General features: G+C 47.8%; 27 protein-coding genes. 21 read left to right on the top strand and 6 right to left on the bottom strand.

Features of this window, described 5'->3' with window-relative positions; genetic code table 11:
* The first annotated feature begins 30 nt into the window (after positions 1 to 30).
* The 8 genes from HZB75_04150 to HZB75_04115 all read left to right on the top strand — a co-directional run bounded on the left by HZB75_04150 (position 31) and on the right by HZB75_04115 (position 8,559).
* Positions 31 to 414 (top strand): metallopeptidase family protein, encoded by a 384-nt coding sequence (locus HZB75_04150; protein ID QQG50697.1) that lies wholly within the window; start codon positions 31 to 33, stop codon positions 412 to 414.
* A 142-nt stretch (positions 415 to 556) separates the two neighbouring features.
* Positions 557 to 2,812 carry a DUF4625 domain-containing protein gene (locus tag HZB75_04145; protein QQG50696.1) on the top strand — a complete coding sequence of 752 codons (2,256 nt, stop codon included), beginning with the start codon at positions 557 to 559 and terminating at the stop codon, positions 2,810 to 2,812.
* An 81-nt stretch (positions 2,813 to 2,893) separates the two neighbouring features.
* Complete coding sequence (locus HZB75_04140; protein ID QQG50695.1) at positions 2,894 to 3,790, top strand: hypothetical protein; 897 nt, start codon at positions 2,894 to 2,896, stop codon at positions 3,788 to 3,790.
* A gap of 13 nt (positions 3,791 to 3,803) precedes the next feature.
* The gene (locus tag HZB75_04135; protein ID QQG50694.1) at positions 3,804 to 4,625 is read left to right on the top strand and encodes a hypothetical protein; all 822 of its coding nucleotides are present in this window, start codon (positions 3,804 to 3,806) and stop codon (positions 4,623 to 4,625) included.
* Positions 4,626 to 4,691: 66 nt separating this feature from the next.
* Complete coding sequence (gene rplU / locus HZB75_04130) at positions 4,692 to 5,003, top strand: 50S ribosomal protein L21 (GenBank protein ID QQG51369.1); 312 nt, start codon at positions 4,692 to 4,694, stop codon at positions 5,001 to 5,003.
* A 57-nt stretch (positions 5,004 to 5,060) separates the two neighbouring features.
* Positions 5,061 to 6,848, top strand: a complete 1,788-nt coding sequence (locus HZB75_04125) for an ABC transporter ATP-binding protein (protein QQG50693.1) — start codon at positions 5,061 to 5,063, stop codon at positions 6,846 to 6,848.
* A gap of 69 nt (positions 6,849 to 6,917) precedes the next feature.
* Positions 6,918 to 7,679, top strand: a complete 762-nt coding sequence (locus tag HZB75_04120; protein ID QQG50692.1) for a ParA family protein — start codon at positions 6,918 to 6,920, stop codon at positions 7,677 to 7,679.
* The gene (locus HZB75_04115; protein ID QQG50691.1) at positions 7,669 to 8,559 is read left to right on the top strand and encodes a ParB/RepB/Spo0J family partition protein; all 891 of its coding nucleotides are present in this window, start codon (positions 7,669 to 7,671) and stop codon (positions 8,557 to 8,559) included. The genes HZB75_04120 and HZB75_04115 overlap by 11 nt, the downstream gene beginning before the upstream one ends.
* On the opposite strand, the gene lepB is transcribed toward HZB75_04115, so the two are convergent.
* Positions 8,556 to 9,155 carry a signal peptidase I gene (lepB, locus tag HZB75_04110; protein QQG50690.1) on the bottom strand — a complete coding sequence of 200 codons (600 nt, stop codon included), beginning with the start codon at positions 9,153 to 9,155 and terminating at the stop codon, positions 8,556 to 8,558. The two genes, HZB75_04115 and lepB, sit on opposite strands and share 4 nt — an antisense overlap.
* Before the next feature lie 99 nt (positions 9,156 to 9,254).
* Between lepB and HZB75_04105 the strand changes: the two genes are divergently transcribed.
* From HZB75_04105 to HZB75_04095, 3 genes are read left to right on the top strand one after another with little or no spacing between them, the layout of a single operon-like run.
* Complete coding sequence (locus tag HZB75_04105; protein QQG50689.1) at positions 9,255 to 10,904, top strand: LCP family protein; 1,650 nt, start codon at positions 9,255 to 9,257, stop codon at positions 10,902 to 10,904.
* A 20-nt stretch (positions 10,905 to 10,924) separates the two neighbouring features.
* Positions 10,925 to 11,704, top strand: coding sequence for a hypothetical protein (locus tag HZB75_04100; GenBank protein ID QQG50688.1), 780 nt, complete (start codon positions 10,925 to 10,927; stop codon positions 11,702 to 11,704).
* A 35-nt stretch (positions 11,705 to 11,739) separates the two neighbouring features.
* A complete protein-coding gene (locus tag HZB75_04095; protein QQG50687.1) occupies positions 11,740 to 12,936 on the top strand; it encodes a trypsin-like peptidase domain-containing protein in 1,197 nt (398 codons plus the stop codon).
* Here the strand turns inward: HZB75_04095 and prmC are convergent.
* The 4 genes from prmC to HZB75_04075 form a co-directional block, all read right to left on the bottom strand.
* Positions 12,933 to 13,781 (bottom strand): peptide chain release factor N(5)-glutamine methyltransferase, encoded by an 849-nt coding sequence (gene prmC / locus HZB75_04090; GenBank protein QQG50686.1) that lies wholly within the window; start codon positions 13,779 to 13,781, stop codon positions 12,933 to 12,935. The two genes, HZB75_04095 and prmC, sit on opposite strands and share 4 nt — an antisense overlap.
* Entirely contained in the window at positions 13,744 to 14,814 is a 1,071-nt protein-coding gene (prfA, locus tag HZB75_04085) for a peptide chain release factor 1 (GenBank protein ID QQG50685.1), read from the bottom strand. The genes prmC and prfA overlap by 38 nt, the downstream gene beginning before the upstream one ends.
* A gap of 84 nt (positions 14,815 to 14,898) precedes the next feature.
* Entirely contained in the window at positions 14,899 to 15,219 is a 321-nt protein-coding gene (locus HZB75_04080) for a type B 50S ribosomal protein L31 (protein QQG50684.1), read from the bottom strand.
* A gap of 133 nt (positions 15,220 to 15,352) precedes the next feature.
* The gene (locus HZB75_04075; protein ID QQG50683.1) at positions 15,353 to 15,592 is read right to left on the bottom strand and encodes a hypothetical protein; all 240 of its coding nucleotides are present in this window, start codon (positions 15,590 to 15,592) and stop codon (positions 15,353 to 15,355) included.
* Positions 15,593 to 15,793: 201 nt separating this feature from the next.
* On the opposite strand from HZB75_04075, the gene rpsB reads away from it, so the two are divergent.
* From rpsB to greA, 9 genes are all read left to right on the top strand, one after another.
* Positions 15,794 to 16,501, top strand: a complete 708-nt coding sequence (gene rpsB, locus HZB75_04070; GenBank protein ID QQG50682.1) for a 30S ribosomal protein S2 — start codon at positions 15,794 to 15,796, stop codon at positions 16,499 to 16,501.
* Between the two features lies 1 nt (position 16,502).
* The gene (locus HZB75_04065; protein ID QQG50681.1) at positions 16,503 to 17,099 is read left to right on the top strand and encodes an elongation factor Ts; all 597 of its coding nucleotides are present in this window, start codon (positions 16,503 to 16,505) and stop codon (positions 17,097 to 17,099) included.
* A gap of 134 nt (positions 17,100 to 17,233) precedes the next feature.
* Entirely contained in the window at positions 17,234 to 17,839 is a 606-nt protein-coding gene (locus HZB75_04060) for a hypothetical protein (GenBank protein ID QQG50680.1), read from the top strand.
* 138 nt (positions 17,840 to 17,977) lie between these two features.
* On the top strand, positions 17,978 to 18,532 hold the full coding sequence (gene frr / locus HZB75_04055) for a ribosome recycling factor (GenBank protein QQG50679.1): 555 nt from the start codon (positions 17,978 to 17,980) through the stop codon (positions 18,530 to 18,532).
* Positions 18,532 to 19,221 (top strand): di-trans,poly-cis-decaprenylcistransferase, encoded by a 690-nt coding sequence (uppS, locus tag HZB75_04050; GenBank protein QQG50678.1) that lies wholly within the window; start codon positions 18,532 to 18,534, stop codon positions 19,219 to 19,221. Before frr ends, uppS begins: the two co-directional genes overlap by 1 nt.
* Positions 19,222 to 20,370, top strand: coding sequence for a site-2 protease family protein (locus HZB75_04045; protein QQG50677.1), 1,149 nt, complete (start codon positions 19,222 to 19,224; stop codon positions 20,368 to 20,370). It abuts the gene before it with no gap.
* Complete coding sequence (locus HZB75_04040; GenBank protein ID QQG50676.1) at positions 20,348 to 21,112, top strand: CPBP family intramembrane metalloprotease; 765 nt, start codon at positions 20,348 to 20,350, stop codon at positions 21,110 to 21,112. Before HZB75_04045 ends, HZB75_04040 begins: the two co-directional genes overlap by 23 nt.
* 107 nt (positions 21,113 to 21,219) lie before the next feature.
* Entirely contained in the window at positions 21,220 to 22,473 is a 1,254-nt protein-coding gene (locus tag HZB75_04035) for a prolyl-tRNA synthetase (protein QQG50675.1), read from the top strand.
* 83 nt (positions 22,474 to 22,556) lie between these two features.
* Positions 22,557 to 23,012: a transcription elongation factor GreA gene (greA, locus tag HZB75_04030; GenBank protein ID QQG50674.1), complete on the top strand. Its 456-nt coding sequence runs from the start codon at positions 22,557 to 22,559 to the stop codon at positions 23,010 to 23,012.
* Between the two features lie 48 nt (positions 23,013 to 23,060).
* Here the strand turns inward: greA and HZB75_04025 are convergent, their stop codons facing one another.
* Entirely contained in the window at positions 23,061 to 23,675 is a 615-nt protein-coding gene (locus tag HZB75_04025) for a hypothetical protein (GenBank protein ID QQG50673.1), read from the bottom strand.
* Positions 23,676 to 23,803: 128 nt separating this feature from the next.
* Here HZB75_04025 and HZB75_04020 point away from each other — a divergent pair, with 128 nt between their 5' ends.
* A complete protein-coding gene (locus HZB75_04020; GenBank protein ID QQG50672.1) occupies positions 23,804 to 24,346 on the top strand; it encodes an NAD(P)H-dependent oxidoreductase in 543 nt (180 codons plus the stop codon).

The following is a 24,346-nucleotide window of genomic DNA, read 5'->3' as shown; positions in this document are numbered from 1 at the left end:
CTATATTTTGTATAGTATATTAGAACAAGCATGATTGAACTTACCGATGAGCGTTTTGACCAATTAATTACGCGCGCCATGGACGAGCTGCCACAAAAGTATATTACTGGGCTTGAAAATGTTGCCATAATTTATGAAGATGAGCCTAGCTCTCAGCAAAAAGAAAAAATGAAACTCGACAACAACCATTTGCTTTTAGGATTGTACGAAGGTATTCCTTTGACACACAGAGGCAACGGCTATTCATTTGTATTACCCGATAAAATTACATTATTTAAACATTCGATTCTTGCTGTGGTACAAAATGAAGAGGAACTGTTTGAGCAAATTAAACGCACTCTTTGGCATGAAATAGCGCATTATTACGGCCTTGATCATGCACGAATCGAGGAACTGCAAGCACGCGACCGCTAACATTCATTAAACTCTCAGTTTGTGGTATAGTTACCTTATATACTAATGTCGCTTGGTGGTGTGCGACGAAGAATAGGGGAACAATATGGGGTTGCAGCTACGACAGAAGTCGACGCGTACTATAAGGACACTGACAATTTTAATGGCAGTTTTTGCGCTTGTGGCGCAGCCACTATACGGAGTTATAACGCCGAACGTTTCGGCTGCAACCGTGGTGAGTGAGACTGTATCTGGCGATACAGCTGAATGGATGTTCAACCGCGACGCATCAACATCGACGCCGTATGCCTTTACGAACGACGCTGTTAAAACAGGGCCAGGTAGCTTGTATGTTAAGCCAATTGGCGCGAACCCTAAAGATAAATTCATTGCCGAGTACTTTGCAAAGACGGCCGTGAAAGATTTTAAGTGGGTAAAATACGACTTTAAAATCGCAGGCAATGGTACGGGTGCTGATTCAGATAATTTTTACCTGAACGTGTATGCCACGATTGATAATTCGAATGAATACTATGATTGTCGATTCGACTATGTACCTAAGGTGGCTGCTGCCAAAACTCGAACCGCAACATTTAATGCTAATGCAACGCCTGTGCATGTTCAAAAGCGCGGCAGCCGGATTGCGGAATGTCCCACTACTCTAAAAGAAATGCCAGCCGGGAGCTATGTCCGCGCCCTTGCAATTAACGTAGGCGACACGACAGCGAGCGACCAAGGGCTTGCAGGATACCTTGATAACGTTCAGGTGCGAAAAGCAACCACAACCTATGCATATGACTTCGCTCCGCTCTCTGCGCCTACACTTGTCGCACCTGCCAATGATGCAACCGTAAACGGCAAGGTACTTGTTAACTCATGGGAGCCTGTCGCGGGAGCTGCTAAGTACGTGTACGAGAGCTACAACGACGCAGCAATGACGCAAAAACGATGGACCGAAACGACTACCAAGACTTCGAAAAGTGCGACAAATGTTGCCCATGGAACGGTGTTTTGGTGGCGCGTAAAGGCGGTTGACGCTAAGGGTGTAGCCGAGAGCGACTGGAGTTCGCTTTATAAGGTGACGATCGATAACGTTGGCCCAACTCAGCCAGTACTTAGTGTAAAAGATAGCAACGGTGACGATATTGCCAGTGGTGGAACAACGAAGTCGTACTCGGTAACTACTTACTGGAGTAATGTTGGCGCGGCCAACTACCAGTACCTCTATTGGAATAATATTGCGAACGATCCTTACAACTCGGAAGCAAAAGCTTGGGCGCCAATGGTAGGGCAAACAACATCTCGTGCCGGTGAGTTTACTCAGGGAGAGGGAACGCATTATATAAAAGTATGTGCCTTTGACTTAGCTGGAAATAAAACTTGTTCCGATCCGTACACGATTGTTTACAAAAAAGATATTGAAGCGCCATCTGTTCCAGTAAACGGTGCGCCAAATGACGAGCTACTAAAGACGAACGAATTTGATTTTACGTGGAATGAGTCGACCGACAATGAAGCGGGCGATTTGAAGTATGAATTCCGCTCGTCGCAGGATAAAACTAAGGTAGGGGATGCACCCGATGGAAGTGGTGCCTGGGAGTCTGGTGAGTTATCATCCCCTAAGATTCACTCTTCTGGTGCGGGCGACGGTATCTGGTACTGGCAGGTTCGCGCAATCGACGCTACCGGCAATAAAAGTGCCTGGAGCGAAGTATGGGACATGGCGATCGACACCAAGAATCCTACACTAGAATTAGTACAGCCACAAGAGGGCGAGGTATTTGGTGCAGTTGATAAAAAGACGATTCGCGTAGAAGCAAAACTATACGACGAGCAGGGGTTAGGTAGTTACAATATCAAAATTGATGAAATGGATGCCGAAACGACGGATGACGCTGACGCTACCGTGGCTGCAGAAACTTATCCGGGTCCTGTTAGCTTAACGGTGATCGCACAACTTAACTCCGATGATTTTGCAGATGGCGAACACACCATTACCATTACTATTACCGACAAGGCGGGTAATGTAACCACCGAAACGCGTAAAATTGTAGTGGCAAACGCGGTTGTCGTACCTGGTGGTGGCAATGTGGGCGGGCAGCCTCAGGGTAACTCAGATGACGGCGATGAACTTCAGGAGCGAACTGATCGTTTGAATCGCCCATTCCCACTTCCTAACTCGTTTGGCATCGTTCCTACTCCAGAGCTTGTGAGCCAAGGCGACAAAGAGGTGCTTGGTGCGCAAAAGACGCCCGACGTCGATGGTGCTGCTAAAAATGTAGCGGCTATTCCTACGGAGGAGGGCTGGAAGTTGTTTGGTATGCTTTGGTATTGGTGGCTGCTTTTAGCTGCAGTTATTGCTGCCATTAGCGCATGGCTTATCGCTGCTGCAAAGCGACGCGCTGCCGATAACGCATAGATTTTCTGCAAACTAAAAATGTGAGAGACGACAATGTTGTCTCTCGCTTTTTGTGCTTATGTTTTATATACTGAAAACAAGGTGAAAGCAAAACAAACAAAAAAGAAGCTGACACGGCTTAAGAAAAGTCTTCACCGTCACATAAAACTGACGTTTGTGCCACATGGCGCCAACGAATATCGTCCGCATTTGATCCGCAGGCATGGCTTGATTGCTATGCTTGTTTTAGTTATCGCGCTTCAGGCGGGATATAATTTTTCGACGACCGGCACCGTTTTGGGTGATATGACTGGCGTGTCTACCGATGCGCTATTGGCAAATACCAATAGCGAGCGAAAAAAGAATGGCGCAGGTGAATTGACGCTAAACGCAAAACTGACGCGTGCCGCTGAATTAAAAGTAAACGATATGCTAAAGCAGCAGTATTGGGCGCACACAGCACCAAACGGCGCGACGCCATGGCAGTGGTTTGAAGAGGCGGGGTATACATATAGCTACGCTGGGGAAAATCTGGCCAAGAACTTTCAGTCGGCTAATGCGGTGGTGGCCGCCTGGCTGTCCTCGGAAGAGCATCGTGCGAACGTTCTTGGGCTGCAGTATTCGGAAGTTGGATTTGCGGTTGCAGAAGGAAAGCTTGCCGGCAAGCCGACAACGCTTGTCGTGGCGTTGTATGGATCTCCTGCACAATCTGGCACACTTCTTGGCGTTCAGCAGGCTACGACAACACCTGTCGATCAGCCGGTTGGAATAATAACACGCGTTGGCATGGCTGTGCAGGCTATGACGCCAGTGATGATTGGCTCGCTCGTATTGCTGCTGGTTGCGGTATTCGTGGCGCTCGCGGCCCACATGTACCGTAATAAGTTGCCAAAATCCCTTCGTAACTCTTGGTATCGTCACCACGGACTTATAAAAGTAAGTGGCATGATAGGAATTTGTATTATTGTCGTTGTTTTGTACAGCGGCGGTCAAATCTAGTACACTTAAGACTATGACTATTACGAAAGCTATTATTCCCGTTGCCGGCTGGGGGACACGCCGACTACCTATTACAAAAGCTATTGAAAAGTGTATGCTGCCTATTGGAAATCGTCCGTTGGTAGACTATGTTGTACAGGACTGTATCGCAGCAGGCATCACAGATATCTATTTTGTGGTGAGCGAAGAGAGTACGCAGCTGCACGCCTATTACGGCGACAATCCCGAGCTAACAACGTATCTTATTGCTAACGATAAAGAAAACATGTTGCCTATGATTGCCCCGCCGAAAAACGTAACATTTCACTATGTGACGCAGCCGACGAACGGAAAGTATGGAACAGCAATTCCGGTTGGTCTTGTTGCGCCACTTGTCGCTAAAGGTGAGTCGGTGGTCGTGCTAATGGGTGACGACTTTATCTATAATCGTGATGGCAGTAGCGAAGTTGCAAGGTTACTTGCGGCAACCCCCGAAGGCGCCTGTGGCATGCTTGGGGTTGAGATACCGCGTGAGAGCGTAGGGCGATATGGTGTGCTTGATATGAACGAGCACAATGAATTTGTTCGGATCGTTGAAAAGCCAACGCCAGATCAGGCACCGAGCACGCTTATTAATGTGAGCAAATATGTATTGAACTACGATTTGCTAAAGGGTATTGAAAGCTACGCTGATCTTATGCTTTCGGGCGAGTACTATATTACCGAGCCGATTAACCAATATGTTCTTGGTGGCGGCAAAATTAAGGTTGTTCCTGCCGAGGGTGCCTACCTGGATGGCGGAAATCTTGAGGGCTGGCTGCACGCGAACAATGTTGTGTTTGGCCGCGCAGCCTAGGCGATATTGCTAATCTGTCCTGTATCTGGTACAATCAATGAGATTGATAACAAATAACAAGGAATCATAATGAAAAAAGCAGTCGTTAAGATCGGTGGCAAACAATTCGTTGTTGCCGAAAAAGAGACCCTACTGGTGGACCTCCTCCAGGAAGGCACTAAAGAGCTCACGCTTGATGCACTGTTGGTAATTGATGGTGATAAAACCACTATCGGCACACCAACGGTAAAAGGTGTGGTTGTTACCGCTGAGGTTGAAGAAGACCTCGTAAAAGGCGAAAAAGTTCGCGTGATCCGCTACAAATCAAAGAAGCGCGTTCACAAAGAAAACGGACACCGCCAAAAATACAGCAAAGTTCGAATTACTTCGATCAAATAATCATCTCTCCTTTGATTTCGTATCTCAGGTGAGGTACGGATAAAAAAGAAGGAAAGTATGAAAAAATCAGATAAAAAACGCTATCGCTCTTTGCGTGCGTACATTAGCTACATCAAAACGTTCAAATATCAGTTTATATTGGTTTTTTGTACGTTTGTTGTAGCTAATGTTTTATTAGCGGTTTTGCCAATATTCATTGGTCAGCTAACCGGTGCGCTGGCAGCTGAATCGGTCGATCATGGGCTAGTCTATTGGCTCGTTGGGATTTTGATTACCCTGAGTGTTAGCCATATGATTGCGTGGCACTCTGCTGAATTTCTTTATCGCGCCCTTCTTAATCATCGGGAATATGAATTTGAAAATGTTCTGTTCCGAGCGATTATGACAAAGCCATACCCTTATTTTGTGGGTAAGTTTACTGGCAAGATTAGTAGCTATGTTACTGGGCTAGGGCGTGAATTTCGTGGATTTCTAGACACCACTTGTTATCAGTACGCTGACCTATTGGTTAGGCTGCCAATAATTGGGGCGATTATGTTTAGCGTGAACCTGTATACAGGTCTTATTTTTACCGGCTCAATTATTCTGATGTTCGTAGCAGGACGCCACCTAGCGCGCTATGTCGCCAAAGGTGAGCAGGATCTGACCGATTCTGTGTCGAGCCTTGATGGGTATGTGATTGACGTTATTAGTAATTTTGTGAGTGTTAAGGCATTTGGGCGCGAACAAACCGAGATCGCCGAGGTTCTTAAACGACGTGCGGGTGTCGTAGCGAAAGCAAAACACCGCTTCTTTTGGGCGATTATGTTCTGGAGTTCTATGAGCCTTGTAGTTCGTTGCGTTGTATGGCCGGCAACAATCGTTATGAACGTAACTCTCTTTTTAAACGGACAGCTAGACCTAACGCAGATTACAACCTTTTTGTCGGCACTGGTGATCTTCTCTGGCTATATTTGGGTGGTGATATGGAACGTATCACAGTTTAATATGAAGCTTGCTCGCATGGAGGAATCGTATCGATATCTGTTCGATGATCATGACGTTGTGAATGACGCAACCTTGAACATACGTGATAATCGTGTAGCTAAGTCTAGACTAATGTTCAAGAAGTCGCTTCATTTGCGTGACCTCGAATTTGCCTATCCTGACCGACCGGAAAGTCCAGTTCTCCAGGCTATCTCTCTTAATATCGCCAAGAACGAGAAAGTGGGTATTGTTGGTGCGAGCGGAAGCGGCAAGACAACCCTTATTAAGCTGTTGCTTGGCTACTACGAGTTGCCAGAGGGGACAGTTGCTCTTGATGGCAAGGTGCTCGACAGTCGTCGTTTGGTTGACTTGATTTCTTATGTACCGCAAGATACGGCACTATTCCATAGGACAGTGAGTGAGAACATTGCCTACGGGGCGACAGGCGAGACGACTCAAGCTGATATTGAGCGGGCGGCTCGTCGGGCCCGTGCCCATGAGTTCATATTAAATATTGATATGAAATACGATGCTCTTGTTGGTGAGCGTGGCATAAAGCTCTCTATGGGGCAGCGTCAGCGAATCGCGATTGCCCGGGCTTTCCTTAGTAATAAGCCGATTTTGATGCTCGACGAGGCGACAAGCGCACTTGATAGCGAGAGCGAAGTGTTAGTGCAGCAATCACTTGAGGACCTATGGCGCAATAAAACGGTCATTGCCATTGCTCACCGCTTATCGACTCTGCGGCATATGGACAGGATTATCGTGATGGATGCGGGGCGGATTATTGAACAGGGGACGCATGCTGGCCTGCTTGCTCAAAAGGGGCGATACTATCGTTTATGGCAGCACCAGAGTGACGGTATTCTGGCCGAATAATCCTTGTGGTTATGGTTAAATTGCCATCGCTCGTGCTACAATAGAGCGAAAGAAGAGGGAAATCAACACGTGGCGACAGTCATTGCAGTAACAAATCAAAAGGGTGGTGTTGGTAAAACCACCAGCGCGGTAAATATCGCGTATTATCTTGCGAAGATGGGTAAAAAAACCCTTCTGGTTGATTTTGATCCGCAGGGAAATGCCACGAGTGGTCTTGGCGTCGATAAGCAGGCGCTTGAGTTTACGATGACGGATGTCATTATGGAGACAAAAGAGCTTATCGACGTTATTCTGCCGACCGATCACAAAAACTTGTTTTTGGCCCCTGCAACCCCGCATCTTGCTAATACAGAGGTGGAATTGGCTCAGGCTAACCGTCGGTTTACGCGGCTAAAAAACGCACTGGGCACTATTCAGGGATATGATTTTATTATTATCGACAGCCCACCGAGCCTGAGCCTACTAACGGTGAACGGACTTATTGCGGCCAGGTATATTTTATTACCGGTACAGGCCGAGTTTTATGCACTAGAGGGTCTTGGTCAGCTACTTGAAACAATGAAACTTGTTCGCAAGAGCATGAACCCAACACTTGATCTTTTGGGTGTGCTTCCGACGATGGTAGACGGTCGCACAACGCTTAGCGGGCAAGTTCACGAGGAAATTAAAAAGCATTTTCCTGGTAAAGTATTTAAAACGACCATTCCTCGTAACATTCGGCTAGCAGAAGCGCCGAGCCACGGGGTTCCCGTAGGGGCATATGATAAGTTTTCTAAGGGTGCACGGGCATATAAAGCAGTCACCAAGGAGGTATTGCAGCGTGTCGGTTAAAAAAGGTCTTGGACGAAGTTTTACGTCACTTATTCCTACAGAATTGCTTGATGAGTCGTTTGATCCGACTGCCGAGCAAGATGATAAAGTGAGTGAACTTCGCTATATTAAGATTTCCGAAATTGTTGCAGACCCCGATCAGCCACGACACGCCTTCGATCCTATCGCCCTCGATGAACTAGCTGCTTCGATTACCGAACATGGTATTTTGCAGCCTATTGTCGTAACGCCAAAGGATGGTGGTTATCAGATTGTCGCTGGTGAACGTAGGTATCGTGCTGCTAAAATGGCGAACCTCGACAAGATACCCGCATTAGTGCGGACTCTTTCGAACCAGCACAAGCTGGAGCTTTCTCTTATTGAAAACCTGCAGCGACGCGACTTGAATGTACTCGAGACGGCAACGGCGTATCTAAAACTTCGTGATCAGTTTAATCTAACACTAGATGAAATTGGCCAGCGAGTTGGTGGAAAATCCGTGAGTGCGGTAAGCAACACACTTCGACTATTACGATTGCCAGAATCTGTGCGCCAAGCGCTTATCGATGGCAAACTGCGCGAAGGTCAGGCAAGGCCACTTGTAAGTGTTGATCCAAAAATTGTCAACGAAATACTTCCGCGAATTCTTGAGGAAGAGTGGAGTTCACGCAAGATCGAGCAATTTATTGTACAACTTAAAAAAGCAGCAGCGACTGCACCCGAAGGCAAAGAAAAGCGCAAGATCGAGCAAGTACCATACAAGGAAGATACTGATCGCCTTGTAAAGCGTTTAGCGACAGATGTGAGCGTTAAGACAAACGCAAAAGGCGCGGGACAAATCGTTATTCGTTTTAAAAGCGACAGTGATTTTAAGCGTATTCAGAAGATTCTTGGCAATTAGAACATGCGAATGCCGGTAAACGGATAAATACGGAGTCCGACAGGCCCAACGACGTCGTAGTAGGGGATAAGTCCTAGTCCGCTACGTGAGTCGTACGAATAATCACCGGCACGATGATCTCCCGCAACAAAGAGAGTGCCATCGGTAACCATTCTGTCGACGTTTCCACTGGTTGGCGATCCAGGTTCGCCGTTGTTGTCATTGTCTGGGTTGAATCCTTGCGGATTTTGGTCGTTGTATACCGTAATGACGCCATTTTTAACAACGACGCGCTCGCCTGGGAATGCAATGACGCGCTTTACGATGTATTCATCGCCTGTTCCGGCGTTGTATTGTGGATTCTTAAATACTATTACCTGGCCGCGCTCGGGGATATACGGCTTATTCTGTAGGTGCGCAAGCGTCACGGGAAGGCGATTAACGATAAGCCGGTCACCGGTGTACATTGTCGGCTCCATGCTTGGCCCCAAAACGTTAAAGCTGCGAAAAACGAATGTATTGATAAGAAGCGTGCCAATAAGAACGCAGGCAATAAAAATAACAATGTTGAAACCATCTTTTAAAAACGGATGGCGCTGCATAAAACTTGCTTCCATTACCCTTACTATACACGCTTATTTACAGGTGTGAAAGCAAAGTAGTTATGATTTTCATTCAAAAATAAGGATACTTCGTATATAGTAGATGGAGTATTTATGACAAAAAAGAACGCAATTGACGGATTTGTTCCGCGTCGCCCTGGAAGCAGGATAGGCGGACTTGAGAGTGTGAAGCACAGCAAGCCACTCGACGGAGTGGAGCTTGGACGTGCGAAAGCGACAAGCGACCGCCTGCAGCCAGCCAAAATGCAGGAGACTAACTTAGGGGTTGTGGGCGATGATATTAGTGAATCGCTAAAGAACATTGATACCAATCTTGACGAGCCGGGCAAAAAAGGCAAAAAAGGACGTAAAAAACGGGGTCCCCTTAGCAAAAAGCGACGTATTATAAAATGGTCAATTATTGCGGTTATTGTTATTCTTTTAGGGATTGGTGGCTGGATTCTCTATCGTGGAATGATGGCGACGGGAAACATTTTTCAAGGTAATATTTTTGACATTATCCAAAATAAGCCGCTCAAGCAAGACGCCAATGGGCGCAGTAATATCCTTGTTGTAGGCACCTCGCAAGACGATCCGGGGCACGAGGCCGGTTACTTGACCGACTCGATTATGGTTGTTAGTGTCGATCAGAACAATAAGAACGCCTACATGGTAAGTATTCCTCGCGACCTTGAGGTTGAATATGGTCAGGCGTGTTTGACTGGATACTCCGGGAAGATTAACGTCTACTATAGTTGTGTTGGCGGTGGCGCTGGAAATGTTGACGCTGACCGTAAAGCGTTGGATAAAACAGGTGACTTTATTGGCGGAATCTTAGGTCTCGATATTCAGTATGGTGTAAACGTTAATTACACGGTGATGCGTGAACTTGTTAAGGCAATCGATGGAATTACTGTGACGATCGAGAGCCGTGATCCGCGTGGTCAGATGGATAGTAACTTCGATTGGAAGTGTGGCGTCGGTGATTATAAAGTGAGTTACAGTGAAGTTTTGAAGCGTTGCCCGCCTAGTGGTCACTATATTGATTATCCAAATGGTCCAGTCAAGCTAGATGCTGAGCACGCGTTGTATCTTGCGCAGGCAAGGGGTGATAAAGCGCCAACCTACGGTTTTGAACAGTCTAATTTTGATCGAGAAAAGAATCAGCAGAAAATTGTAAAGGCAATCCGCGAAAAGGCGATGAGTGCTGGTGTGCTTGCGGATCCGTCAAAAGTGACAGCAATTATCGATGCTTTGGGGAACAACTTCCGTACGACATTTGAGGCTGCCGAGGTACGGACGCTGATCTCGCTTGCACAGGACATTAAAGACCAAGACATTAAGTCGATAAGCTTGATTGATGGCGACAACCCCGTTATGAACGGCAACGCACAGCCGTCGGCCGGCCTTTATCAGTACGGTGCTATTCGCGCTCTTATCAAGAAAAAACTAAGCTCAAACCCTGTTGTTCGTGAAGAGGCGAAGGTTGTGGTTATGAACGGATCGGGAACGGTGGGCGTTGCTCAGACTGAAGCAGATAAACTTACCGCGCAAGGATTTACGATCAGCAGTGTCGAAAACGCACCGAATACCAAATACAAGGATGTCACGGTATATCAAATTGGTAGCGGCAAGACCGCAACAAAAGAAAAGCTTGAGTCAATGTACGGCGTCACAGTGCTTACGACAAAAGCACCTGCAGTTGCATCGGGGACAAACTTTGTCGTAATTATCGGCAAGGATAGTTCGGCCAGTAGCAATTAATGCTATAATAAAAAGCAGTTATGGATTTTTTGAAATCATCAAAGCGTCGTTCATTGTTAAGCGAGCTCGTCTATATTTTGCTCAATGTTGCTCTTGCGGTGGCAATATTAGTTATCGTATGGGCTATCGAATCGCCGATTGCTGCATTTGCTCTTGTCCTTCTTAGCAAATGGCGAGTTCTGGCTGTGCGTCCACGCTATTGGTTTGCCAATATCCAGGCGAATCTTGTTGATATCATTGTTAGCCTTAGTATCGTGGTGCTTCTTTATGCGGCAAGTGGGGCGTTGGCGGCGCAGATTATTATCACGTTACTCTATATCGGCTGGCTGCTATACATAAAACCTCGCTCGAAGCGTGTGTTCGTTGCGGTTCAGGCTGGTGCGGCGATATTCTTGGGAGTTACAGCGCTCATGTCTGTTGCATACGATTGGATGGCGTCGCCTGTTGTTTTGCTGATGTGGATTATAGGCTACAGCGCAGCAAGACACGTGCTGGGTAGCTACGATGAGGCGCATATTTCGTTTTACAGCCTTGTTTGGGGGCTTATTTTTGCCGAGCTTGGCTGGCTTGCGTACCACTGGACTTTCGCCTACGAAATACCAGGGGTGGGTGAGATTAAATTGGCTCAAATTGCGCTTATAGCCCTTGCTATTAGCTTTATCGCCGAACGCGTCTATGGTAGCTACACTAAGCATGGATCGGTGCGTTCGAGCGACGTAATGCTGCCAATACTCCTTTCGGTGAGCGTTATTATGATACTTTTGGTTTTCTTTAATAGAATTGGCGTTGGCACGATTTAAGCTTTGTTTAAGCGCCCGACTGTAATCTGGAGGAGATGAACGACGTGGAAAAGAATGAGATAGTAAAAGACAGCAGCGATATACAGACGCATGTGTCCGTAGCGCCAAAGCGTAAGCGAACCTGGCTGATTGTTGCTATTGTTGGGGCGGTTATTTTTTGTCTCGCAATGGGCTTTGGTGGTTATAAAATATATTCTTTGCTCATGCAGCAGTCTGAAAACAATGGCCTTGCTAAACATCAGGGCGTGGCAAACGACGGCAATACGAAGGTAACCCAGGAAGAGGAGAATATTGCAGGTGTGGTAGAAAAGGTTGCACCAAGCGTGGTCTCTATCGTCACAACATCGCGCACCAGTAGCTACTATGGCGCTGAAAGCGAAGAAGGTGCTGGCACGGGGATTATCGTCAGTAAAGACGGATATATCCTAACGAACAAGCATGTGATTAGCGGCGCGACAACTGTTGGTGTTGTATTGTCGGACGGCACATCGTATGAAAACGTAAAAGTTCTAGGCAGCGACCCATTAAATGATGTAGCATTTTTAAAAATTGCCAATGTGAGTGATTTACCAGCGGCAGAAATGGGTGATTCAACCTCTGTTCGGGTCGGCCAAAAAGTTGTTGCAATCGGCAATTCACTTGGTCAGTATCAAAACACGGTCACGAGCGGTATTATTTCGGGGACAGGACGCCCGGTCTCGGCTCAGGCTGGTGATGCGATCGAACACCTCACCGATCTTCTACAAACTGATGCGGCGATTAACCCCGGCAATTCCGGCGGCCCACTGCTGAACTTAAGCGGACAAGTTATTGGTATAAACACAGCAATTATAGAAGATGCGCAGGGAATTGGGTTTTCGATTCCTATCAATGCAACCAAGGGAATTCTAAAAGGGGTACTGGCAGGCAAGGGCGTGCAGCGAGCATTCCTGGGCATCAACTATATTCCTATCACAGCCGACACTGCAAAGCAGTACGACCTTCCTGTGAAAAAAGGCGCGTATGTCTATAACGGGTCAAAGACGGCGATCTCTCGCGATGGTCCAGCTGCTGCTGCGGGTATAAAAGACAAAGATATTATTACGAAAGTCGGCGATATTGAAGTAGGCGATAAAGGCGGCGTATCGAGCTTGGTGGCCGAATTTGCCCCAGGCGACACAATTCAGCTAACAGTACTACGAGGCAACGAGACATTGACGATTAACGTCACGCTTGCGGCATACAAAAGCTAAGCTTGCTGAAAACACACGATAAACCCGCGCGTCTCTTTAAGAAGGAATCCGTGGGTTTTTGCTTGCTTAATAATAGCCGCGTGTTGCCTCGGGTCGGCTTCGAGAAGAAGGAGTCCTGTCTGCGTAAGACGACTTGTGGCTTGTTGGAGTAACTTAAAAATAAGGTGAAGGCCATTGTTGTTGGTGAAAAGCGCCAGCTCTGGCTCGAAACTTGTTTCTGGTGAACGCTCCCACTCGGGATCGACATAGGGGAGGTTGGCAATAATATAGTCTGCCGTAAAAGGGAAGTTTGCAAGTAGGTCGCTATGCACTACAGTTACATTAGCGCGAAGTTGCTTGGCATTTTGCTCGGCAACATTAAGTGCATGCTTGCTAATATCGAGAAGTGTTACCTCTAGCTCTGGCATTTCAAGCTTGGCACTAATGCCAAGGCAGCCACTTCCGGTGCCAACATCGACAAGTTTTTTCGTTTCCTGAAGAAGCGATGCCTGGGGGAGAGACTCTTTAATGAGCGTAATGATATCTTCCGACTCAGGGCGTGGAATAAGGGTAGAGGGGGTGACGCGGAATAGGCGGCCGTAAAATTCTTTATGGCCTATGATATAGGCGATTGGAGTCCGGTCGAGGCGAAGGAGGAGACGCGTATCTGCTATTTCGAGTTGGCGACTATCTATTGGCTCATCGTCGTGAGCATGAAGATACGTGCGGCTTTTGCGAAGCGTATGCGCAAGAATAATCTCGCTATCAAGTTTGGCCGAAGTAATACCGACAGCAGCAAGCTGGCGCGTGGCGTCACTAAGCCATTCCTTAATTGCTGGCGCTTTGGGCTGCAAGTTCGCGCTCATAGCTTTGCAAATGCTCGATTAAATCTTCGATATTGCCGTTCATAGCCTGGGGAATACCACTTCGAGAGTAGCCGATACGGTGATCGGTGATACGGTCTTGCGGAAAGTTATAGGTGCGGATTTTTTCGCTTCGATCACCCGATCCAATAAGACTGCGGCGTTCGGCAGCAAGCTTTGACTGCTCGGCGTCGATTTTTTGCTGTAAAAGGCGGCTGCGCAAGACACTCATGGCTTTATCTTTGTTCTTAATCTGTGATTTTTCGTCTTGGTTTGTAACAACAAGCCCAGAAGGGAGGTGGGTAATACGTACGGCTGAGTCGGTGGTGTTAACACTTTGACCACCATGGCCTCCGGCGCGATAAACGTCGATTTTTAGGTCGCTCGCGTTAATCTCGATATCAGTTTCCTCGGCCTCGGGAAGAACGGCAACAGTAACGGTACTTGTGTGAATGCGGCCTTGAGATTCGGTGGCGGGAACACGCTGAACACGGTGAACGCCAGACTCAAACTTAAGCTGGGCGTACGGCGCGTCGCCCTTTACGCTAAAAACAACCTCTTTGTAGCCGCCCGTATCGTTTGCGCTTTCGCTGATAAGTTCGGTTTTAAGGCTGTGCGCCTCGCAGTAGCGAAGGTACATGCGGTAGAGTTCTGCTGCAAACAGACTGGCTTCGTCGCCACCGGCGCCGGCACGAATTTCGATAATGACGTTTTTTTCGTCGTTTGGATCTTTGGGCGCAAGCATGATAAATAGCTCATCTTCCAGGTTTGCAAGGCGCTCCTCTGTTTCGGCTGCCTCGGCCTTGGCGAGTTCTGCCAGCTCGTCGCCACCGCCCATCATATCTTTGGCTTCTTGAAGCTGGCTTTCGAGCGTGCGACGAAGCGTCGCCTTTTCGATAATTGCCTCAAGTTCGGTAAAGCGCTTATTCTTTGCGCTGTAATCTGGGTCGTTATAGGCGCTAGGCGATGCAAGAAAATCAGCCAATGTCGCTTTCTCGGCGGTAAGTTCTTCGATATTCAAACTGATTTTTGGCATATAGCTCCTTGCTTGCTGGCTTGATGTATCTATTGTAACAAAAAAGAGACCGCCCCTAAGGATGCGGTCTCTTTTTGTAGGTTGCTACTGCTCAGTTTTTTGAGCTTTTTTAGCGGCTGCTTTTTTTGCTTTGCTAGCAAGCGCGTCTTTACGTGCCTGAGCTGCGGCAAATTTAGCCTTAAAGCGATCAACGCGACCTTCGGTGTCGATGATCTTTTCTTCACCGGTAAAGAACGGGTGAGATGCTGATGAGATGTGGACTTTAACGAGTGGGTACTCGTTGCCATCTTCCCATTTAATAGTGTCGGTTGTTTGCGCGGTTGACTGTGTCAAAAAGGCAAACCCAGCAACCTCGTCGCTAAATACGACAGGTCGGTATTGTGTTGGGTGTATACTGCTTTTCATATCCGTACCATTGTATCTGTTTTATGTCGAAAAGTCAAAGGGGTGATATGGTGTGAAAAAGCCGGCGAGTAGATAACTACTCAAGCCGGCAGCTCGAACAGATCGTCGATGTCTGTTCGAGCGGTGCGCACTCTTAGGGTGTATCACCACCCCAGAACCGCAACGAGAGGAATCCACAGACTCCGGCCGCCAGGTAGGCGATGACGCTTACTACGTAGGCGACAACGAAGATCGGAAGATTACCGTTGCAGGTGGACTTCTGGGCCTCGCATACTTCATTTTGTAGAGCGATGCCGAAGCCGATCGTTCCCGACGCCGTGGCGACAAGCAGTAGCCCGACGATACCCAGCAGAATGCGAATGCGTGGACGCATAATCCCTTGCTCCCTCGAGATTGTTGGGATATACAGTAAACTATCTGGGCAGAACGCCTACTTGTCAATAGCATGGGGTTTTACTTGGCATTTATAGGGGTGGTGTGATATAATCATCGATGTAACAATTTTTAATGACACAATCCACATCAAACTCCTGAACCTTCAGGGATGTGGATGAGGAACAAGGAGTTCAAACCCATGGCAGTAGATGTCGATATTAAGGCATTGCTCGAAGCTGGTGTTCACTTTGGACACAAAACGAGCCGTTGGCACCCTAAAATGGCGCCATACATTCACAGCAAACGTCAGGACAGTCACATTATTGATCTGACAAAAACAGTAGAAGGTCTTGAAAAAGCACTTCCATTCCTTACGAAAGTTGCGGCAAGTGGCAAGCAAGTTCTTTTCGTAGGAACAAAAAAGCAAACCAAGGACATCGTACGTCTTGCAGCTGAAAAAGCTGGCCAGCCATTCGTTACCGAACGATGGGTTGGTGGTATGCTTACCAACGTTAACACTGTTACTCAGCAAATCAAGAAGCTCAAAGATCTTGAAAAGCGAATGGCGACAGGTGACCTTGAAAAGCGCTACAACAAGCTTGAGGTTCAGCGTTTCCAAGAGGAAATCGACGAACTTAACATCAAGTACGGTGGTATCAAAGACCTTAATGGCAAACTAGGCGCGGTTATTGTGCTTGATATCATTGCCGACGCAAACGCCGTTAAAGAGGCTAAAACTCTTGGCGTTCCTGTTGTTGGTTTGGTTGATACAAACGCGAACCCAACTCCTATCGACTATGTTGTTCCTGGTAACGACGATGCAATTAAGGGTGTTCAACTACTACTAGATTACTTTGTTGCAGCCGTCGCTGAAGGTGCTGTTGCTGTTAAAAAAGAGGAGAAATAAAGTGGCTGTTTCAATCGAAGACATCAAAAAGCTAAAAGAACTAACCGGCGTTGGTCTTACCGACGCCAAGAACGCTCTTGTTGAAGCTGACGGTGATTTTGACAAGGCGCTTGAAGCTATGCGCAAGAAGGGTCTTACTCGTGCCGAGAAAAAAGGCGATCGCGAAGCTCGCGAAGGCTTGATTGAAAGCTACGTCCACAGCGGCCGTATCGGTGTTGTTGTAGAAGTTAACTGTGAGACTGATTTCGTTGCTCGTCTTGATGATTTCAAGAAATTGGCACACGAGATCGCCATGCAGATTGCTGCGATGAGCCCAAAATACGTTACCGAAGCTGATATTCCAGCCGAGGAAGTCGAGCGTTTCAAAACAGAAGCCCTCGAGCGTATCAAGAACGAAGGCAAGCCTGCCGAAATGGCCGAAAAAATCGTTGAAGGTCAGGTTAAAAAGCATTTTGCCGAGCAGGTGCTTATGACTCAACCATATATTCTTGACGACAAAATGAGCGTTCAAGATTACGTTAAAGAAAACATCGCAAAACTTGGTGAGAACATCGTTATTCGCCAGTTTAAGCGAATTGAACTTGGCGTTAACGAATAGACGACCCGCACACGACAAATCAACCCGTCCGATTGAGGACGGGTTGATTTTTTTGTTAAAATATGATAATATATACATACTCTTCGTGGAGCACCACGCGGAGCCGCTACTCGTTTGAAATGAGTTGATCCTTAATGAACCGAACCCGATGGATCACGCTGGTCGTGGCTGTCGTGACGGCTGGAAGCCTGGGGCTTGCCGGTCTCGCCCTGAGGGGCGGGGACGATGCTCCGACCACTCCATCCGCAACGCCGCCGGTTGCCAGCAGCACCCTTCAGCCTCCCGTGGCGAACACGGCGTCGCTCGAAGGGAGCGAAACGATCACGCTGTTCGACAAGCTGACCCTCCCGCGTCCTGTGACGTGGGAGGGCACGCAGGGTGGCGTCGGTGTCGCGCCGTTTTCCGACGTCGTGACCTGCGTCAACACTGCGGGCTGCCCCCAGATCATCTTCTTCGATCTCGCCACGAGCGAGGGGAAGGAGGCGTCGGGCGACGACGACCCCTTGAAGTTGTGGGCCGAGACTCCCTGTGAGGGGACGACGCTCGGAGCGATCGAGGGGCCGGCCCAGTTCACGCTGGACGGCCACGCCGGCCTGTTCTACCAGCAGCAGTGCGGTGAGGTGGCGAAGTACCTGTGGTCCGTTCCGGACAAGCAGCTTCTCGTCACCGCATACCCTGGTCTGGGCGGCCTGTCGGCCGAGATCATCCAGGGCGTACTGGAAAGCGGCACCTGGGCGTGAGGATCCTCCTCGTCGTCCGAAATCGTGTGCTCAGGCGAAGACGCCCCGTTCCAAGTTCCGGAGAAATCTGGTCCGTGGAGCGGGGCTGCTTCTATTTTTAAAGGTTTTACCCTTTGTAAAACATGCTAAACTAAGAGTATGTTTACTACAGATTCTTACGAAGACAAAATGACTATGGCACTCATGCATTTTGAGGAAGAGCTAAAGAAAATCCGCACAGGACGCTCGCACCCAAGCATGCTTGAGGGTATTTTGGTTGAAGTGTACGGCCAAAAAATGCCGCTTAATCAAGTTGCGAATATTACCGCACCCGAACCGCAGCTGTTGCAAATCACGCCGTTCGATCCGAGCAATGTTCAGGCAATTGCTGGTGCAATTCGTGCGGATCAATCTCTTGGATTCAACCCGAGTGATGACGGGCGTATCGTTCGCGTGCCCGTACCACCTCTTACCGAGGAGCGTCGCAAGCAGTTGGTGAAACAAAGCGGTGAAAAGGTAGAGGAAATCCGTATCGCGCTCCGCAACATCCGTCAGGACGGCCTTAAAGAAGCAAAACGCAAAAAAGATGCCAAGGAACTAAGCGAAGACGATGTGAAGCGCGTCGAAAAAGAGTTCGACAAGCTTATGGCCGAATACCAAGAAAAAATTGACGGTATTTTTAAGGCTAAAGAGAAAGATATTCTTACGATTTAATGACGGATCGTATTCCTCGGCATATCGGCTATATCGTCGACGGCAATCGCCGATGGGCTAAGGCGCATGGTTTGCCGACGTACGAAGGTCACCTTGCGGGTTATAACGCAATTCAAGAAATCGCAAAAGCCTCGTTTGATGGTGGTGTCGAGTATGTTTCGGCGTATATTTTTAGTACCGAAAACTGGAAGCGCAGCGAACAAGAGGTGAGTAAGCTGATGGGTCTCGTACTTAAGCTTCTTACCTCCGATCTTCATTTGTTCGACGAGAACAATATAAAGCTGAGAGTGCTTGGTTCGCATATAAATGTCAGCGAGAAAATTTTGAAGGCAATCGATGCTGCCGAAGAGCGCACAGCAAGTAATACTGGCGGTACGCTTGCGATATGTTTTAACTACGGCGGACAACTAGAAATTGCCGACGCGTGCAAAAAACTTATTCAGGCGAATATAGCAGCCGAGGATGTGACGCCTGAAATGATTGCCGAGAACCTGTATGCTCCCGAGGTTCCGCCACTTGATTTGGTGGTACGAACGAGTGGAGAGCAGCGTCTGAGTAACTTTATGTTGTGGCGATCTGCGTACAGTGAGTTCTTATTTTTAGAAAAAAACTGGCCGGACATGACAAAAGACGATGTGGCCGCTATACTAGAAGAATATTCGCGCCGCGATAGGCGTATTGGAGGGTAGATGGAACTTATATTTGGTATCGTGTTAGGCTTGTTTATTCTGGTGCTGCTTGTTGTGGTGCACGAATTGGGGCATGCAATTGTCGCAAGGCGCAATGGCGTTGTTGTTGAGGAATTTGGTATTGGGTTTCCGCCCCGTGCATGGTCGAAAAAGCTAAAAAACGGTGTTCTCTTTAGCCTTAACTGGTTGCCGCTTGGCGGGTTCGTAAAGCTTCAGGGCGAACACGATGCAGCAAGTGGAAAAGGTGATTATGGCTCGGCGACATTCTGGCAAAAAACAAAGATCTTGCTTGCAGGTGTGGGTATTAACTGGTTGGTTGCCGCGGCTCTTTTAACGGTTCTTGCCTGGACTGGCTTACCGAAAATTATGGACAACCAGTTTAGTATTGCAAATGATACTACGGTCATTAAAACCCCAGTCGAGCTGTCGGTTATTGTAGAGGGCCTTCCGGCTGACAAGGCTGGCCTGGAGGTTGGGGATCAGATCGTTCGTTTTGCTGGCGAAGCAGTGCCGACAGCAGCCGATCTATCGGCAAAAGCTTCTGAAATGAAAGGTAAAGACGTTGAAGTTATTTATTCACGCGGTGGGGTAGAGCACAGCACGACGGTGTCTATTCGGAGCGAAGATACGGATAAAAAGGGCTTTCTAGGTGTTGGATCGGGCCAGAGGGAGCAGATTAAGGCGACATGGTCCGCGCCAATAGTAGGACTAGTCACTACCGGCCAGTTTACGTTGGTAACACTGCAAGGGCTTGGCGATTTGATCGTTAACCTCGTAACAGGAGTAGTACTTCAATTTAGCCCAAATGCAGAGACCCGCACTCAGGCGCAAGAAAACCTAGCGACAGCTGGGGGTAGCGTTGCCGGCCCAATTGGAATTCTAGGAACGATTTTCCCGGCCGCCGAGCAGGCTGGCCTGACGCAGTTGATATTCCTTACCGCGGTAATTTCACTAACGCTTGCTGTTATGAATGCCTTGCCAATTCCTGCGCTCGACGGTGGCCGATGGTTCGTAACGGCGTTATTCCGTCTTCGCAAAAAAGAGCTCACAAAAGAGCGCGAAGAACAAATTCAGGGAACAGGCTTCCTTATCTTGATGGGGCTCGTAATAGTGGTAACGATCGCCGATGTTAGCAAAATCTTTAACTAAGCAAGACAAGCCAACCTTTCGCTGGTCGATGGCGTTGTTGCTACCTATTTGGGTGGTGGTAGGGTTTGGTCTTGCGCAGATAATTCTAGCAATTGTACTCTATGGTCTTAAAGCCCTCGGCGTGCCGTTCGCTGCCGTTAATGAATCGGTTTTCAATACTGTCGTTGGGGCGAGCGTGTATCTGCTGAGTATGCTTCTTGTCGTGGGCGTGCCTTGGTGGGCCAAAAAACGCTCCACTACGCGGAGTGATATTGGGCTAACCCGGCTGCCGTCCTGGCTTGATATCGGTATGGCGCCTGCGGGATTTGTCGTGTATCTAATTTTGTCGGTTATTCTTGTGTCTATCGCAACCGCTATCGTGCCGAGTATCGACATGAACCAAGTGCAGGACACTGGCTTTAAAAGTATTTATTATGGGTATGAATATATTCTGGCGTTTACGATGCTTATTATTGTAGCGCCTGTCGCCGAGGAGGTGCTGTTTAGGGGGTACCTATATGGCAAGCTCCGAAAGTCGGTTCCTGTTTGGGCGGCAATCGGCATTGTGAGCGTGCTTTTTGGCAGCATTCATGGTCAGTGGAACGTTGCGATAGATGTCTTTGCGCTGAGTATCGTTCTTTGTGTTCTGCGCGAAATAACAGGGAGTATTTGGGCGGGTATATTGCTTCATATGGTAAAAAATGGTCTCGCTTTTTATATCCTCTTCATAAATCCGGCAGTTCTTGGTACAATAGGAGGGTAATGATGAATCTGATTATTCCATCACAAGCCTTTCACATGCCGGCCCGCCGGTAGTATTATTTTTTTCGTACTGACTTTATCTAACTATTACAACGAGGAGTGACCCCTATGCGAGTCTCACAACTATTTACTAAAACAAGCAAAACAGCCCCAGCCGACGAAGTAGCTAAAAACGCGCAACTTTTGATTCGTGCAGGGTTTATCCATAAAGAAATGGCCGGGGTGTATGCGTATTTGCCGCTTGGGCTTCGCGTTCTTGAAAACATCAAAAAAGTTGTGCGCGAGGAAATGAACGAAATTGGCGGACAAGAAGTGATGATGACCGCCTTGCAACCTAAGGATATATTCGAAAAGACCGACCGTTGGGACGATGCAAAGGTAGACAACTGGTTTAAGACTAAACTGGCGAACGGAACCGAGCTTGGCTTGGGGTTAACGCATGAAGAACCAATTGTCGATGCCTTGGCACCTTACGTCAACTCGTATAAAGATTTGCCGATTTTTGTCTATCAAATCCAGAATAAGTTTAGGAACGAACTAAGGGCTAAGAGCGGACTACTGCGTGGGCGCGAATTTGTCATGAAAGACATGTACTCGCTCGCCCGAACCCAAGAAGAGCATCTTGAGCTCTATGAGCGTGCTGCCGAAGCCTATCACAGAGTATATCAACGTCTTGGAATCGGGGACATTACCTATCGTACAGCGGCCGATGGAGGAATTTTTACAAAGCGCTTTAGCGACGAATTCCAAACGTTAAGCGATATTGGCGAAGATACGATTTATGTAGACGAGGAAAAACGTCTTGCTATCAACGAAGAAGTGTATACCGATGAAAATCTTGCAAAACTCGGCCTAGATAAATCGAAACTGGTGCAGAAAAAAGGTGTTGAGGTAGGTAATATTTTTCCGCTCGAGACAAAATACACCGACGCATTGGATGTTTACTACACAGACGAAAAGGGTGACAAGCAGCAGATTATCATGGGTTGCTATGGAATCGGCATCAGTCGTCTTATGGGGGTGCTTGCCGAGCATTTCAGCGACGAAAAAGGCCTTGTATGGCCAAAGGGTATTGCACCTGCCGAGGTGTATCTTGTGAGAATTGGTAGCGACGCAGCGGCCAAGCAGGCAGACGTGCTGTACGATGAGTTACGCGCGAAGGGAATTGAAGTACTCTACGATGATCGCGATGAGCGCCCAGGTGCAAAATTTGCCGATAGCGAGCTGATGGGGATCCCTTACCGAGTTACTGTTAGCGACCGGCTAATAGAGGCGGGAAACTACGAATATACTATTCGAGCAAGTGGCGCAACAGAGGTGTTGACACACGACCAACTGCTTGCTAAACTGAGTGAATTGTAAACCCGATAACAGAGGATTACACCACATATAGCGTGTGTATGTTACAAAAACACACCAATGAGATTGACTAATAAGGACTAACTATGAAGAAGACATACCAGATTACAGACGAAGGCCGAAAAGAACTTGAGGCTGAGCTAGAAGAACTAAAAGGCCGGCGTGGTGACATTGCCGACAAAATTGCTGAAGCTCGAGATTTCGGTGACTTAAGCGAAAACGCCGAATACGACAGCGCCCGCGAGGAGCAGGGTCTTGTTGAGAGCCGTATTGCAGAAATTGAAGATATTCTGCTTAACGCAGAGCTTATTAAGAGCGGTAAGAGCTCTAAGGTTACTCTTGGAAGCAAGGTTGAGCTTAAGACAGGTGCTAAAACAGTTACCTACAGCGTTGTTGGGCCTGTAGAGGCCGACCCGCTAGAGGGTAAGATTAGCAACGAATCACCAATTGGTGAGGCGCTTATGGGTAAAAAAGTCGGTGACGCTATAACAATTACGACTCCAAAGGGCGAAATTAGCTACGAAATTATTTCGATTAGCTAGTTAGCGTGACGGTAGATTTAAAAAGCCATCCATATGCTGGGTGGTTTTTTAATCGTCAAAATCGGGCGACGCAAAGGCGCCCGTGGTTTCATTGACGATTAAGAGCTTTCGTTCTTTTTGGCGTTGAATATAAGAGGCCAGAACTTTCTCTTCGGTGGCTTGAATAATCGGGTCAATGGGCAGGTCTTGTTCCTCCCACGCCTCTTCAAGCGCACAAGGAAAAGGCTTGTCTGGAGCTGTTATTTGAGCCGCGCGTCGGTATGTGTTGCGTGTTGCGTCGTTTAGTGATCGCGTAAAGTGATCGGGTGTGTTTTCTGGGTAGGCATGAAATAAGGCGTCGTAGGCAAGCCTTCCTACATTTCTTGTATGGGATGTTCTTATATCGCCGGCAAGAAGATTGCCATATGTCTGTACGAGGGTGGCTGATCGTTCAAAGGCCGGTGCTTCGCTATTGGCGAAAACGAGCGCCATATTAGCAAGGCGGCGTGCTGTTCTCTTCGGAGCAAAATCAACTCCTCTCCGAATAGCGTCTGAACGTTTCATAAGATCAGAGCGTGCGAGTTCGATGTCGATCGGGCTTAGGTTGGCGGCGGCTACTTGGGGTCGCTTGTCGGCCCGGGTGCGGTCGCCGCTAAATGGAAAAAGGTTTGGCGTGATCTTCATAGACTAACTTACGACTACTATAGAATGATCAGCTTCAGAACGCAAGATATGCGGAAGCGTGCCACTTTGGCATAGCATTGAAACGCAATTTATACTATACTAAGTATAGTATAAAAAGGAGAGGGAAAATGACAAAAATTGCTGTGTTCATAGGAAGCCTACAGAAAAAATCATATAACAAGATGCTTGCGGGCGCTCTTGAGAATTTAAAGCCCCAGGACATGGAATTTATCTATGTCGATATTAATCTGCCACTCTTTAATCAAGATCTAGAAAGTGCTTATCCGGAAAGTGCTCGGAATGTGAAGAATATCGTTGAAGCGGCCGATGGGGTTTTATTTATTACGCCAGAATATAATCGCAGCGTGCCGGGTGTATTGAAAAACGCTATCGACTGGGCGAGTCGACCATACGGCGCAAATTCTTTCGCCGGCAAGCCAGTCGGTATGGTGGGTGCATCTATTGGCCCTGTCGGAACGGCCGTGGCTCAATCGGATTTGCGTCATATTGTTGGATTTTTAGACATGAAGCCCTTGGGTCAACCAGAGGTGTATATAGCAAATGCAATGCCACTCTTTAGCGATTCGGGTGAACTTGTTGACGAGCGGTGGATAAAGAACCTTCGCCAATTTATTGCTGCGTTCGATACTTGGGTAAAACAAAACTCGTAG

This window comes from Candidatus Saccharibacteria bacterium (assembly GCA_016432585.1).
Lineage (GTDB): Bacteria > Patescibacteriota > Saccharimonadia > Saccharimonadales > Saccharimonadaceae.
The sequence above is the reverse complement of the archived record's forward strand: the minus strand, read 5'-3'. Positions and strand labels throughout refer to the sequence as shown.